This window comes from Bacillus zhangzhouensis (assembly GCF_000715205.1).
Classification (GTDB): Bacteria; Bacillota; Bacilli; order Bacillales; family Bacillaceae; genus Bacillus; species Bacillus zhangzhouensis.
In genome coordinates, this window is the sequence record NZ_JOTP01000016.1 from 1 (window position 1) to 13949 (window position 13949).

The 13949-nt window shown below is 41.9% G+C and carries 13 protein-coding genes and 1 pseudogene; 4 read left to right on the forward strand and 10 right to left on the reverse strand.

Annotated elements, in window-relative coordinates; all coding sequences use genetic code 11:
- Window positions 1-171: 171 nt before the first annotated feature.
- Window positions 172-1050 (reverse strand): nucleotidyltransferase-like protein, encoded by an 879-nt coding sequence (locus tag BA70_RS13045; protein ID WP_034323005.1) that lies wholly within the window; start codon window positions 1048-1050, stop codon window positions 172-174.
- 189 nt (window positions 1051-1239) lie between these two features.
- Here BA70_RS13045 and BA70_RS13050 point away from each other — a divergent pair, with 189 nt between their 5' ends.
- Entirely contained in the window at window positions 1240-1587 is a 348-nt protein-coding gene (locus BA70_RS13050) for a YgzB family protein (protein ID WP_034323008.1), read from the forward strand.
- Between the two features lie 35 nt (window positions 1588-1622).
- On the opposite strand, the gene perR is transcribed toward BA70_RS13050, so the two are convergent.
- On the reverse strand, window positions 1623-2060 hold the full coding sequence (gene perR, locus BA70_RS13055; RefSeq protein ID WP_012009347.1) for a peroxide-responsive transcriptional repressor PerR: 438 nt from the start codon (window positions 2058-2060) through the stop codon (window positions 1623-1625).
- A gap of 157 nt (window positions 2061-2217) precedes the next feature.
- Complete coding sequence (gene bcp, locus BA70_RS13060) at window positions 2218-2685, reverse strand: thioredoxin-dependent thiol peroxidase (RefSeq protein WP_034323010.1); 468 nt, start codon at window positions 2683-2685, stop codon at window positions 2218-2220.
- Between the two features lie 129 nt (window positions 2686-2814).
- On the opposite strand from bcp, the gene BA70_RS13065 reads away from it, so the two are divergent.
- The 3 genes and pseudogenes from BA70_RS13065 to BA70_RS19580 all read left to right on the forward strand — a co-directional run.
- The gene (locus BA70_RS13065) at window positions 2815-4110 is read left to right on the forward strand and encodes a glutamate-1-semialdehyde 2,1-aminomutase (RefSeq protein ID WP_034323013.1); all 1296 of its coding nucleotides are present in this window, start codon (window positions 2815-2817) and stop codon (window positions 4108-4110) included.
- A 247-nt stretch (window positions 4111-4357) separates the two neighbouring features.
- Complete coding sequence (locus tag BA70_RS13070) at window positions 4358-5431, forward strand: FUSC family protein (protein WP_034323015.1); 1074 nt, start codon at window positions 4358-4360, stop codon at window positions 5429-5431.
- A gap of 158 nt (window positions 5432-5589) precedes the next feature.
- Window positions 5590-5814, forward strand: a pseudogene (locus BA70_RS19580) (aminotransferase class III-fold pyridoxal phosphate-dependent enzyme); the annotation flags it as partial.
- Between the two features lie 20 nt (window positions 5815-5834).
- Here BA70_RS19580 and BA70_RS13075 read toward each other — a convergent pair.
- The 7 genes from BA70_RS13075 to ntdP all read right to left on the reverse strand — a co-directional run bounded on the left by BA70_RS13075 (window position 5835) and on the right by ntdP (window position 13825).
- Window positions 5835-6731 (reverse strand): ABC transporter permease, encoded by an 897-nt coding sequence (locus BA70_RS13075; RefSeq protein WP_034323019.1) that lies wholly within the window; start codon window positions 6729-6731, stop codon window positions 5835-5837.
- Window positions 6732-6749: 18 nt separating this feature from the next.
- Window positions 6750-7751 carry an ABC transporter permease gene (locus BA70_RS13080; RefSeq protein ID WP_034323021.1) on the reverse strand — a complete coding sequence of 334 codons (1002 nt, stop codon included), beginning with the start codon at window positions 7749-7751 and terminating at the stop codon, window positions 6750-6752.
- A gap of 62 nt (window positions 7752-7813) precedes the next feature.
- Window positions 7814-9400 (reverse strand): ABC transporter substrate-binding protein, encoded by a 1587-nt coding sequence (locus BA70_RS13085; RefSeq protein ID WP_034323024.1) that lies wholly within the window; start codon window positions 9398-9400, stop codon window positions 7814-7816.
- Complete coding sequence (locus BA70_RS13090) at window positions 9375-10352, reverse strand: ABC transporter ATP-binding protein (RefSeq protein WP_034323027.1); 978 nt, start codon at window positions 10350-10352, stop codon at window positions 9375-9377. Before BA70_RS13090 ends, BA70_RS13085 begins: the two co-directional genes overlap by 26 nt.
- Complete coding sequence (locus BA70_RS13095) at window positions 10321-11343, reverse strand: ABC transporter ATP-binding protein (protein WP_034323029.1); 1023 nt, start codon at window positions 11341-11343, stop codon at window positions 10321-10323. The genes BA70_RS13090 and BA70_RS13095 overlap by 32 nt, the downstream gene beginning before the upstream one ends.
- Before the next feature lie 112 nt (window positions 11344-11455).
- Entirely contained in the window at window positions 11456-13198 is a 1743-nt protein-coding gene (locus BA70_RS13100) for an ABC transporter ATP-binding protein (protein ID WP_034323031.1), read from the reverse strand.
- A 96-nt stretch (window positions 13199-13294) separates the two neighbouring features.
- On the reverse strand, window positions 13295-13825 hold the full coding sequence (gene ntdP, locus BA70_RS13105; RefSeq protein ID WP_034323033.1) for a nucleoside tri-diphosphate phosphatase: 531 nt from the start codon (window positions 13823-13825) through the stop codon (window positions 13295-13297).
- Window positions 13826-13949: the final 124 nt, after the last annotated feature.

A 13949-nucleotide genomic window follows, 5' to 3' on the forward strand; every position in this document is an offset into this window, starting at 1 on the left:
CTTGTTTAGTTTTCAAAGATCATGTTCGTTATCGCTCAGAGGCGACTTTCTTAATATAACATTTGAGCACCTTGTGCGTCAAGTGTTTTTTAGAATTTCTTTTTGTCAGCTTTTCTTTCAAAGCAACTCGGTTGCTCATTAGCGACGTTTAATAATATACCATCATAATATTCATGCGTCAATATCTTTTTTCACAAAATATCCTCGATGATAGATTTTTTGTCCCTTTGTCTCAATTGGCTCCACTTGAACAATTCCTTTTTCCACAAAGAAATCAATCATGACGCTAAGGTCAGGCGTGAAATGCTTAAGGTCAGGATGTGCAAGAAGCTCGCCAAAAAGCCAAATATCCTGCTGCTCCATGACATGACGTAAATGAGCGGCACCAATTTCTGCTTTTGAATGGATCAAAAAATCATTCGCTAAAAATAACAGTTCTAAACGTTTATGCAGACTTTCGTGGCTTTCAATCAGTTCTGAATAAAGTTTATACACTTCAGGCTCCATATGACGCACTTGGTTCCAAACCGTCACTTCTGGGTGGAAGCCTTTATCAATCACTTCAATACGTGCCAGATGATGCAGGGCATGCACAATGGAATTATATGCATCAAGGAATTGATTTGATTCAAAAAATGCTTTTCCTTCTATATATCTACGAATGAGCTTACCATATTCTAAACCGATTTTGAGCTTACGGTGTGAGAACGGGAATGTACTCAGTTCATCAATCAAGTTGAAAATATATTCATTACGATCAAATAGGACTTTTCCATTCAAAATCCAATCAATGATTCGGCGGTTAGTGCCGAGGGTAATCCATTCCTTCAACTGATCATCTGTGACAACATTTAAAGAAGCTGTTTGGTGATCGGATTCATAGTGTTTGATAAATAATGGCTCTTCCGCTTCTTTTACAATGACAAGAAGTGCTGCATCAAAGTTATCCGTCTCAGAAGATACTTTATGTCTTCTTTCTACTATAATCACAGCTAATGTATCTGGATGGCTTGCTCTCTCTTGATAAATAGGACGGAGAAGATTTTCCATAGTGATTCCTCCAATACTCGGGTGTAGGGTTCTTCTCTAATGCTATGTATTTCTCCTCATAGAATCAAAATTCCTTCAATACATGAAAAAAGATCATTGAATCATTATAAGCAATTTATTCACAAAACTCTATAACTAATTCAAACGGAAAGGTAAAATGTGCTATATTGGAGATAAGGGGGGCTAGGGATGGCGAAATACTCCAGTAAGATTAATAAAATCAGAACATTTGCACTTAGCTTGGTTTTTGTCGGCTTTCTGATCATGTATATCGGTGTGTTCTTTAAGGAATCGATCTGGCTGTCGACTTTTTTTATGCTGCTTGGCGTCTTATCAATCGGATTAAGTACAGCCGTTTACTTTTGGATTGGCATGCTTTCTACGAAGGCGGTACGAGTTGTTTGTCCAAGCTGTGAGAAGGAAACAAAGGTGCTCGGACGAGTGGATATGTGCATGCATTGCAGAGAGCCGCTTACTCTCGATCCAGCATTAGAGGGTAAAGAGTTTGATGAATCCTACAATCGAAAAAAGTCATAAAAATAAGCTGACCATTCAAATGGTCAGCTTTTTCATTAATGATTTTCTTTTTTCGCACATTCTTGACAAGTTCCATAGATCTCCAAGCGATGATGACTGACTTTAAAGCCCGTCACATGGGATGCAAGCTGTTCAACTTCATCAAGGCCAGGATAGTGAAAGTCAACGATTTTTCCGCAATTTTCACAAATCGCATGGTAATGGTCAGATGTCGCAAAATCAAATCGGCTTGAGGAATCACCATACGTTAATTCCTTTACTAATCCAGATTCCCTGAAGACTCGTAAATTGTTGTAAACCGTTGCTACACTCATATTTGGAAATTTCCCTTCAAGTGCTTTATATATATCGTCCGCGGTTGGGTGAGTCATAGAATTTACGAGAAACTCCAAGATGGCATGGCGCTGCGGAGTAATTCGAACACCGGTTTCTTTTAGAGCATCTAAAGCGTCTTTTAGTTCGTGAGCAGCCATTTCATCATGCACCTCTCTTCAAAAATATTCTTATATTATAATCTTTATAAATAGTGTACCCCCAGAGCCGAAACTTTGTCAATTACAATCCTCTTTTTTACCTATTCTTCTTTATAAAAAAGATCGGCATGTCTGCCGATCTCATCCTGTGATGTGATTAAGCGTGAGCTTTCAATTCCTCTAACGCTTCTTCTACGTGGTCTTTCACCTTTACTTTTCGCCATTCTTTCACAAGCGTTCCTTCTTTATTAATAAGAAACGTTGATCGTTCGATTCCCATGTATTCTTTGCCAAAGTTCTTTTTCAACTTCCATACCCCGAAGGCTTCAGACAATTTCTGTTCATTGTCTACAAGAAGCAGGAAAGGTAAATCATGTTTTTCTTTAAACTTTTGGTGCTTGTCCTGACTGTCTGGGCTTACGCCAATTATGACGGCATCTAATTCTGCAAAGCTTTGATGACGGTCGCGGAAATCGCATGCTTCTGTTGTACAGCCTGGTGTCATATCTTTTGGATAGAAATAAAGGACAATATGTTTTCCTTTAAAATCAGAAAGCTTTATTTTCTCCCCATTGTCACCGGTTAATTCAATATCAGGTACTTGCTGCCCCACTTCGATTGTCATGACACAATCCCTCCTACCTATTTTTTAATTAGCCTATCCAATTTCGATAAGATATTCAACTAAGGACGCTTGCATCGGCATGTTAAAATAATGATAGACGACGTGATACGTTGAGATAGGAGGCTATTTATGAAATTCACAGAATCAGAAAAATTACATCAAGAGGCGCTGGAACATATTGTAGGAGGGGTTAACAGCCCATCTCGTTCATATAAGGCAGTAGGCGGCGGATCACCCGTTGCAATGGAAAGAGGAGAAGGCGCATATTTTTGGGATGTTGACGGAAATCGATATATCGACTATCTGGCAGCATACGGACCAATTATTACAGGCCATGCTCATCCTCATATTACAAAAGCCATCACGAAAGCGGCTGAAAGTGGTGTCCTTTATGGAACCCCAACGAAGCATGAAGTCACATTTGCGAAAATGCTAAAGGAAGCTATGCCTGCTTTGGATAAAGTTCGTTTTGTCAATTCAGGTACGGAAGCTGTGATGACCACGATTCGTGTAGCTCGCGCTTATACAGGCAGAACAAAGATCATTAAATTTGCCGGGTGCTACCACGGTCACTCTGATCTTGTGCTAGTGGCAGCTGGCTCTGGTCCTTCCACTTTAGGAACGCCTGATTCAGCGGGCGTACCTAAGAGCATCGCCAACGAAGTCATTACCGTTCCATTTAATGATATTGACAGCTACAAAGAAGCATTAGATCGCTGGGGCGATGAAGTAGCGGCTGTCCTTGTTGAGCCGATTGTCGGCAACTTTGGGATTGTGGAGCCTAAGGATGGTTTCTTGCAGCAGGTCAATGACCTCACTCATGAAAAAGGCGCACTGGTGATCTATGATGAAGTGATTACAGCTTTCCGCTTTATGTATGGCGGTGCACAGGACTTGCTTCAAGTAAAACCTGACCTCACTGCATTAGGTAAAATTATTGGCGGCGGTCTTCCCATCGGCGCTTACGGCGGAAAAAAAGAAATTATGGAGCAAGTCGCCCCGCTTGGACCAGCCTATCAAGCTGGCACGATGGCAGGAAATCCTGCGTCCATTCTTTCTGGTATTGCATGCTTGGAATTGTTAAAAGAAGACGGAGTCTACGAGCGTCTTGATCAGCTTGGCGCTATGTTAGAAGAAGGAATTTTAGCCCATGCCAAAAAACATCAAGTAGATATTACAGTGAATCGTTTAAAGGGTGCGCTCACGATTTATTTTACAAAAGAAACAATTGTGAACTACGAGCAGGCTGAAAATACGGATGGCGAGATGTTCGCGCGCTTCTTCAAATTGATGCTCACGCAAGGTATTAACCTCGCCCCTTCTAAATATGAAGCTTGGTTCTTAACCATCTCACATACTGAAAAAGATATTTCTGAGACATTACAAGCGGTAGATCATGCGTTTGAACAGCTGAAAAAATCATAATCGAGTCAAAAACAGACGTAAATCCATGCGTCTGTTTTTTTATTGATCAGCTCTTGATTGTCAAAAGCGAGTGAATCTGTTACATTTTTTCTCAATACCTTCTTTTGATGTTTTCATGAACTTTCAAAAATCACTTGAATATTTCGGAAGACCGCTGTATATTACTTAGTTGTTTCATCAAAATATTTATAATAAATGACAAGTGATCATCTATTATCAAAAAGAAAGGAATGCAGGGACAAAACCAATGAAACTTGGAGCCCGTATTTTAAAAACCGGTATTGCCATTGTACTCGCGCTTTACCTGGCAACATGGCTTGGGTTGCCAACGCCCGTCTTCGCGGGAATTGCAGCTGTATTTGCTATCCAGCCATCTATTTATCGATCATTTTTAACGATTGTTGATCAAGTGCAAGCGAATATTATTGGAGCAGCACTTGCCATTACGTTCGGTCTGCTTTTCGGCACAGGACCCGTCATTATCGGTTTAACCGCCGTCATGGTCATCGCCATTAATTTAAAGCTGAAGATTGAACACACGATTCCGATTGCACTTGTAACCGTCATCGCGATTTTAGAAAGTGCGGGGGATCATTTCCTTTCCTTTGCCTTAATTCGAACAGCTACTGTGGTGCTAGGGGTTCTTTCTTCATTTTTAGTGAATTTAATCTTCCTGCCGCCAAAGTATGAAACAAAGCTGGTTCATCACATTATGGAGAATACGGAGGAGATTTTAAAATGGATCCGTCTGAGCTCCAGACAGTCTACTGATCATTCCACTTTAAAGGATGACATCGATCAAATAAAAGAACGTATGATCAAATTAGATCACATTTACTTGTTATACAAAGAGGAACGAAGCTATTTAAAGAAAACCACGTATGTAAAATCAAGAAAGCTGGTTTTGTTCAGACAGGCGATTATGACGTCGAATCGAGCTCTGTACTTACTGAAAAAGCTTCATAAATTAGAAAATGAAATTCATTTGATGCCAGAGCATTTCAGGGAAAGCTTAACTGATGAAATTGATTATTTACTCTATTGGCACGAGCGCACCTTGATGAAGTTTGTCGGAAAAATGAAGCCGCAGGACGATGACTTTCAAAATGAATGCTCGCTTCGCCTTGAAACATTAACGAAATCATTTATTCAGCATCAGCAAAACCAAGAAAACGACTTGCTCGATTACAATATGCTGAATGTGATGTCCAGCATCATCGAATACCGTGATGAATTGCAGCATTTAGATACATTGATTACAAGCTTCCAAACGTATCACCCAAAGGATAGTGAAATTGAGACGGAAGAAAAAGAAGCATAAACAGAAAAGACCGATTCTTGGAATCGGTCTCAGATTGACAAAGAGCTAAAATGATCTTCATTTTAGCTCTTTGTCTTCTTTTCAGCGTGATATGAAAACCCTTGAAGTCTAGGTAAGACAGCTACTTTTGCGGAGCGAATTTGACATTCGTGAGCACCCTCACTGCATTAGGTAAAATTATTGGCGGCGGTCTTCCCATCGGCGCTTACGGCGGAAAAAAAGAAATTATGGAGCAAGTCGCCCCGCTTGGACCAGCCTATCAAGCTGGCACGATGGCAGGAAATCCTGCGTCCATTCTTTCTGGTATTGCATGCTTGGAATTGTTAAAAGAAGACGGAGTCTACGAGCGTCTTGATCAGCTTGGCGCTATGTTAGAAGAAGGACCGATTCCCGAGAATCGGTCTTATTTTATTTTCTTCATTTTAGGATCAAGTGTGTCTCTTAATCCATCTCCCATCAAATTAAAGCCAAGAACCGTCAGCATGATGGCGATGCCTGGGAAGAATAAAGTCCATGGGGCTTGAACGAGATAAGGCCTTGCATCGGCGAGCATTTTCCCCCACTCGGGACTTGGCGCCTGTGCACCCAATCCTAAAAAGCCTAAAGCTGCCGCTTCGATAATCGCCGTTCCGATCGCAAGCGTCGCCTGTACGATGACCGGCACCATACTATTTGGCAGGATGTGACGCAGCACGATGCGGCGGTGGGACATCCCAACTGCCTTGGCTGCTAGCACATATTCTTCTTGTTTAATGCTTAGCACCTTTGAACGAACCAGCCGCCCAAAGGTCGGGACGTTAATAATCGCTATGGCAATAAGGGCATTTTGTAAGGAAGGGCCTAAGATGGAGACGATAGCAATGGCTAATAGAATGCTAGGAAAGGCGAGTAAAATATCAAATAGTCTCGAGATCACAGCATCCAGAACTCTTCCCCCATAACCTGCCATCAATCCAAGCAATGTGCCTAAAATGACTGATCCGAGCACCGAGAAGAAACCAACCCATAATGAAATCCGTGCTCCATGCACAACTCTTGAAAATATATCTCTGCCGAAATCATCCGTACCAAACCAGTGCGCGGCTGAAGGTGCACTAAACCGCTCACCCAGTGATTGTTCGTTGATTCCATAAGGAGCAATGAGCGGTGCGAAGATCGCTAGGATGAGAAATAAAAAGACAATCACACTGCCAATGACCGCCAGTTTGTGCTGAAAGAACTGCTTCGTCGATTCAAGAATCAGTGATTGAGAGCGTTCTTTTTTTAGCTGAGGTGCATGAAACTCTTTTTGCGCTTCCATGTTGTCACTCTCCCTTCTCTAGTATTTAATTCTTGGATCAATGACCGCATACAATATGTCCACAATGAAATTGATGAGCACAAATATGAGCGCAACAACAAGAATGCCAGTTTGAATGACAGGGTAATCACGATAGCTGATCGCATCGTATATATACCGCCCAATTCCCGGCCAAGCAAAAATGGTTTCGGTTAAAATCGCTCCGCCAAGCAAAAGACCTGTCTGAAGACCAATAATCGTCAAAATTGGAATGAGCGCATTTTTCAGCCCATGCTGATAAATGATGAAAAACGAACGGACACCTTTTGCTTTTGCCGTTCGAATAAAATCGGAATGAAGCACTTCCAGCATACTTGCCCTCGTAATCCTAGCAATGATCGCAGCAGGAATGGTTGCAAGAGCTGTACTTGGTAAAATCAAATGTTTGATGCTGTCAATGAATTGATCAAACCGGCCTTGCAAAAGCGTATCTAGCGTATGAATATACGTAATCGACTCCACTGGATTCCTGACGTTTTCTCGGCCTGTTGTCGGCAAAATACCTAATTCGATCGAGAACAGCCACTGCCCCATTAAACCTAACCAGAAGATAGGCATGGACACCCCAATGAGAGCAATTAACATCGCGATATAATCAAAGAAAGAATGTTTAAACCAAGCACTAATGATTCCAGCATTCACTCCCACGAAAATCGCCAGCACCATTGCAAAAAATGTCAGTTCTAACGTCGCAAATAAGTAAGGCTTCATTTCCTGGGCAATAGCCGCTCCTGTTCGAATGGAAGTCCCTAAATCACCTTTTAAAAGGCCCAGCATGTAATGACCGTATTGAACGTGCCACGGCTGATTCAAACCAAGCTGGATCGTTAATTGCTCTACTGCTTCTTTTGTTGCCCGCTGCCCTAAGATGACCTGCGCTGGATTCCCCGGTATAAACCGAATAATCGAAAACACGACCAATGTCATTCCGATCAGTACTGGGATGAGCATCCCTGCTCGTTTCATACAATAAGCAAACAAACAGCTTTCACCGCCTTTTGATTTGTTTGAATAAGGGGGATAAAATTCTCCCCCTTATTTGCTTATTCGAAATACACGTCAGTCAAAGCTTCTGAACCAGTTGGGTGCGGCTGGTATCCTTTTAAATCACTAGTTGCTGCGAGCATTGGAATTGAATGCACCAATGGAATCCAAGGCGCTTCGTCATGAATGATCTCTTGAGCTTTTTTATACAGTTCATTTCGTTTCTTTTGATCTATGTCTGTTTGCGCTTCAATTAAAATGTCATGCATTTTATCATTTTGAAAGAATGTATAGTTGTTGCCGCCGATGCTGTCTTCGTCCAGTAGTGTGTAGATGAAGTTATCAGGATCGCCATTGTCTCCTGTCCAGCCTAACAAGAACACATCCGCTTCCCCTTTACTTGCTTTATCTAAATAAGTCGCCCAGTCATATGTCACAATTTCTGCTTTGACGCCAACCTTTTCAAAGTTTGACTGAATGACTTCTGCTACCTTCATCCCATCAGGCATATATGGACGCGGCACAGGCATTGCCCAAAGCTTGATGCGAAAGCCGTCAGGGAAGCCTGCTTCTTTCAATAGCTCTTTCGCCTTTTCTGGATCATATGGATATGGCTCTATGTCGTCATTGTAGCCTTCTAAAGAGGGTGGAAGCGGGTTTTTCGCTGATTCAGCTAGTCCGCCATAAAATGACTCAATGATGGATTCTTTATCGACCGCATAATTGAGCGCCTGACGAACCAGCTTGTTATCAAGCGGCTTTCTCGTCACTGTCAGTCCGATATAGCCTACGTTCATCGATGGTCTTTCAATGAGCTGGAGCGCTTTGTCGGTTTTAATGCCATCTAAATCTGACGGATTCACGCCATCCATTAAATCGATTTCTCCTGTTTTCAGCGCATTTAAACGGGCTGAGTTTTCAGGAATGGAGCGGAAGATGATTTGATTAAGTTTTGGTTTATCCTTTTGCCAGTAATTTTCGTTCTTTTCTAAGACAATGCGGTCGTTTTGCTTCCACTCTTTAAACTTGAATGGTCCTGTACCAACTGGATTTTCTCTAAATGAATCGCCACTTTTTTCAACAGCCGCAGGACTTGCGATCCCGAATGGAGACATGGCAATGTTTTTCAGAAACGTTGCCTGCGGGCGCTTTAGTTGAAATTCAATCTCATGCTCACCTTTGACGATGATGTCTTTAATGACATGTCCCTTATCTTTTTTATAGCCGCCAAACATGCCGTAGTAAGGAAATTTCTCTGCATCGCCATTCATCCAGCGGTCAAAGTTGAATTTGACTGCTTCTGCGTTAAAGTTTGTGCCATCGTGAAATTTCACACCTTCTCTTAAGTAGAACGTGTACGATTTTCCGTCCTTTGCAACATCCCATTCTGTAGCTAGGCCAGGATGGATGGTCGTGTCTTTCTCACCGTAATTCAGCAGCTTTTCAAACATATTCTCGGTGACCTTGAAGGTTTCACCTTCTGTCGTTGTAATCGGATCAAGTGAAGTGGAGTCTCCTCCTCTGCCAAATACGAGGGTGTCTTTTGTTGCCTTTTCTTCTGATGTTGGTGCGGACGAACATCCTCCTAAAAATAACGCAAGTGCCAGCACAAAAATGAAACTACTGAATAACCTTGTCTTCTTCATTGTGTTCCTCCTTTTGATATAAATAGCAGGCAGCTGCGTGTCCAGTTTCCTCCTCATACAAAGAAGGAACAGCTTGCAGGCATTGCGCCCATCTTTTCGGACACCTTTTGTAGAAAGGACAGCCGCCTTCTACCGCCATAGTGGACTCTTCAGCTGCCACATCTTGCGACTCTAGCACGTGATCCATATGTGGAATGGATTTCAGAAGCAGCGAGGTATAGGGATGGAGCGGCTTGTGAAACACGTCTTCGGCAGGACCCATCTCGACAATTCGGCCAGCATACATCACGGCAATTCGGTCACTCATATACCTGACAACACCAAGATCGTGAGAAATAAACAAATACGTCAGAGAAAGCGTCTTTTGCAATTCGAGCATCAAATTCAAAATTTGCGCTTGAACGGATACATCTAAAGCCGAGACTGGTTCATCGGCAATCACAAGGCTTGGATGAGTGATGAGTGCTCTGGCAATGCCGATACGCTGCCTTTGGCCGCCGCTGAATTGGTGTGCATAACGGTCTCCATAGGATGGATCAAACCCAACAATGTGCAGCATCTCTTTTACCCGCTTCTGCCTTTCTGCTTTCGTCCCGTGTTTATGAACAAGAAGCGGTTCCTCTAAAATATCTTTGATTTTCATACGTGGATTTAAGGAAGCGTATGGATCTTGAAAGATCATTTGAATGTCTTTTCTTAAGGAACGCATGTCTCGTTCTTTCAGAAGTGTCACTTCTTGCCCTTTCAGTTGAATAGAGCCTGAAGTCGGTTCAGTCAATCTCATTAAGCTTTTGCCAAGCGTTGATTTTCCGCAGCCAGATTCGCCAACAATGCCAAGCGTTTCCCCTTCCTTCAAATGAAAGGACACTTGATTTAACGCCAAGGTCGTGTGTTTATTTTTAGAAAAAAAAGCTGATGTCTCATAACGTTTTGTCAGCTGATTCACTTGCAAGAGTGGGTGACTCAGTGTCTTCTCCTCCTTCCATTAGAAAACATGACACGCGATGATTCTGTTCAATGGATTGTAAGGCTGGGTCTTTTTCTAGACATTGCGGCATTTGATACGGACAGCGTGGTGCAAATTGACAGCCGGACTGGATGGCCCCGGGCTTAGGTACGTGACCCGCTATAGAGATGAGCTTTTCTTTTTTCTCTTTAAATGATGGAACAGAGGCGAAAAGGCCTTTTGTGTAGGGATGCAGTGGTTTTTGAAAAATACGGTCAACGGTTCCTTCTTCTACGATTCGACCGGCATACATAATCATGACACGCTGGCATATTTGCCGTACGACACCTAGATCGTGGGTAATAAATAAAATAGCGGTGTCCATCTCTTCGTTTAACTTTTTGAGCAAACGAAGAATTTGTGCTTGGATGGTGACATCAAGTGCAGTCGTCGGTTCATCTGCAATCATGAGCTTTGGGTGACACAGCATGGCCATTGCAATCATCACACGCTGGCGCATGCCGCCTGATAATTCATGTGGATATTTTTTGAGTAACGATTCTGCTTGTTTCAATCCAACCGTTTGAAGTAGATTGACCGTCTTGACCTTTGCTTCTTTTTGGCCGATTGCTTGATGTGTGAAAAGAGCTTCGGTCATTTGCTTGCCAATGGTCATTAATGGATTCAAAGAGGTCATTGGCTCCTGGAAAATCATCGAAATGTCATTTCCCCTCACCTCTCGCCACTGTTTCTCCGAAAGTGAAAGCAGGTTTTGACCTTCGAATTGAATCTCACCCGTTGTTTCTGTTTGCTGATTCAATCCCATTAATGACATCGACGTGATACTTTTCCCGCAACCAGATTCGCCAACAATGCCTAAGGTTTCTCCTTTTTGAATCGAGAACGATATGTGATGGACGATCGGGACTCTCTGCTTTTTTTGCTGAAACGCAATGGATAGCTGTTTGACATCTAGTAATACGTCTTGTTCTTTCACATATTCACCACCCCGTCATACTTTTTAAAATTGTATTGAGACAAGCTGGGAAATATGTCATGTTTTTGACAAGCATAAAAAAGCCTATCCGCTAGAATCGGATAGGCTTCTACTAATTTAATGTTTGAATGGTAAATAGATGGCGATAGTGACTGTCTCGGTTCATTAATTCTTCGTGTGTTCCTTTTTCCACAATTTCACCTTGTTCCATGACGACAATTTGGTCGGCATGGGTAATGGTCGTTAAGCGGTGCGCGACAATAAAGGTTGTCCGGTCCTTAGCTAGCTTTTGCATCGCTTCTTGAATATAATGCTCACTTTCTAAATCAAGTGCAGACGTCGCTTCGTCTAAAATGAGGAGCGGTGGATTTTTGAGAAAAACCCTTGCAATCGAAATCCTTTGTTTTTGACCGCCTGACAGCTTCACGCCCCGTTCTCCTACCTTTGTGTCATACCCTTCAGGAAGAGACATGATAAATTCATGGGCATTTGCCGCTTTGGCAGCCGATACGATTTTTTCAAAAGACGCTTCCGGGTCTCCAACAGCAATATTTTCTTTAATCGTGTCGCTGAATAAGAACGTATCTTGCAGCACCATTCCGACTTGATTTCGGAGGCTTCTTGCTTTGTATTCTTTAATATCAATGCCGTCAATTTCAAGTGACCCGTTTGTGACATCATAAAATCTTGGAATTAAGCTGACGAGCGTTGACTTCCCTCCACCGCTCATTCCTACAAGCGCAATCGTTTGTCCTTTTTCTACTTTTAAGGAGATATTATGTAAAATCTCTTCCTGTGTATGTTCATAGCGAAACGACACATTTTTAAATTCTACCTCTCCTTTTAAATCGTTGGCTTCTTTTGCATTTGGCCGATCTGTTACCTCATAAGGCTCATCGATAAACTCAAAAATACGATCCATTGACGCAACCGACTGGGTTAAAGTCGTCGATGAGTTAATGAGACGGCGAATCGGATTATACATCCGGTCAATGTAGCCGACAAAGGCAATCATTGTCCCAATCGAAAGCGATCCATTAATTACCGTATAACCTGCAAAAGCAATGATGAGCAGCGGTGCAATGTCTGTGATGGTATTGACGACTGCAAATGTTTTGGCATTCCAATTCGTGTGATTGATTGCTTTGTTTAAAAAATTCTTGTTTTCACCGTGAAAATTCTCTTGTTCATACTCTTCAATCGCAAAGCTGCGAATAACAGGCATTCCTTGTACTCGTTCATGGAGATGTCCTTGCACTTCAGCCAGTGCCTGTGACCGCTCTTTTGTCAGCTTGCGAAGCCGTCCATAAAAATACTTCACAGCTATCGCATAAAGCGGAAAAATAATGACAGATACGATGGTGAGCTTGATATCCAGTGTACACATAATGGCAATGACAATAAGGACTGTCATCAAATCAAGCCAAATGTTCATCAATCCTGTAATGACAAATTCCTTCGTCTGCTCAACATCGTTGATCACTCTTGAAATAATTTCGCCTGTTCTCGTGTTGGCATAATAACGAAGGCTTAGCTTTTGAATATGCGAGAACAGCTTTTCACGAATATCAAACAATACCTTACTGCCAGTCCACTGTGCATAATATTGTCTATAGTATTCGACAGGCGGCCTCATGACTAAAAATATAACGAGCATGATGCCCATAATCATGAGTAGAGATGATGTCTTTTCTTCAGGCGACCCCGAGCCTTGGATGACATCATCAATGACATACTTTAAAAGCAGAGGCAAGGTTAAGGGAATCGAGAACTTGATCATTCCGATGACCATTGTCAATGCAATCTGTTTTTTATACGGTGTAACAAAAGCCATGTAGCGTTTAATGACCCCCATGTAAATCTCCTTCCCAATCTATCAGCGCCTCTTATCCGTACGCAGTCAAAAACCTGTTAGCTTATGTAAAGCCAAACAGGTTTTTGCTGCTCTTGCTTATTTTGTATAATGTAAAAAACGTTCATACCACATATCCACAAATTCAGGAGCAAACGGACCTTTCCGCTGGTGAATCCAATGCAGTAATGTATTCAAATGCTCTCTTAAGATACTATCGATTTCTTTTGGATAATTCATTTGCCTCTTATGGTCTGCATATTCATCCTCATCCAAAATATTGTACGTCATGTCTGGAAAGACTTTGACATCTAAATCGTAATCAATATACTTAATTGCCTCTTCGTCTGTCGCAAAAGGAGAGCTAATGTTGCAGTAATAATATACCCCATCATCTCTAAGCATCCCAATTACATTAAACCAATGTTTTGCATGAAAATAGCAAATAGCCGGTTCTCTCGTCATCCATGTCCGGCCATCGGATTCAGTCACCATTGTACGATCGTTTGCACCAATGATACACAATTCCGTTGCTTTCAGAATGGTGGTTTCATTCCAAATCCTGTGGATCAAGCCATTATGTTTATAGCTTTGAATTTGGATGGTTTCTCCTTCCTTGGGATAGCCCATATTTTCTCCCCTACTTTCTATAACAAACAAACCTAACAGTCCAAAGACCTAATTTCCCAACTAAACATGTCTCTATTATATTATACCGTTACATAGTTAAAAAATGAAATGAAAAAGCCATTCA

Bases quoted from the DNA above. Each gene is read 5' to 3' on its own strand.
- BA70_RS13045 (WP_034323005.1), bottom strand. From the start codon at position 1,050: ATGGAAAATCTTCTCCGTCCTATTTATCAAGAGAGAGCAAGCCATCCA.
- BA70_RS13050 (WP_034323008.1), top strand. From the start codon at position 1,240: ATGGCGAAATACTCCAGTAAGATTAATAAAATCAGAACATTTGCACTT.
- perR (WP_012009347.1), bottom strand. From the start codon at position 2,060: ATGGCTGCTCACGAACTAAAAGACGCTTTAGATGCTCTAAAAGAAACC.
- bcp (WP_034323010.1), bottom strand. From the start codon at position 2,685: ATGACAATCGAAGTGGGGCAGCAAGTACCTGATATTGAATTAACCGGT.
- BA70_RS13065 (WP_034323013.1), top strand. From the start codon at position 2,815: ATGAAATTCACAGAATCAGAAAAATTACATCAAGAGGCGCTGGAACAT.
- BA70_RS13070 (WP_034323015.1), top strand. From the start codon at position 4,358: ATGAAACTTGGAGCCCGTATTTTAAAAACCGGTATTGCCATTGTACTC.
- BA70_RS13075 (WP_034323019.1), bottom strand. From the start codon at position 6,731: ATGGAAGCGCAAAAAGAGTTTCATGCACCTCAGCTAAAAAAAGAACGC.
- BA70_RS13085 (WP_034323024.1), bottom strand. From the start codon at position 9,400: ATGAAGAAGACAAGGTTATTCAGTAGTTTCATTTTTGTGCTGGCACTT.
- BA70_RS13100 (WP_034323031.1), bottom strand. From the start codon at position 13,198: ATGGGGGTCATTAAACGCTACATGGCTTTTGTTACACCGTATAAAAAA.
- ntdP (WP_034323033.1), bottom strand. From the start codon at position 13,825: ATGGGCTATCCCAAGGAAGGAGAAACCATCCAAATTCAAAGCTATAAA.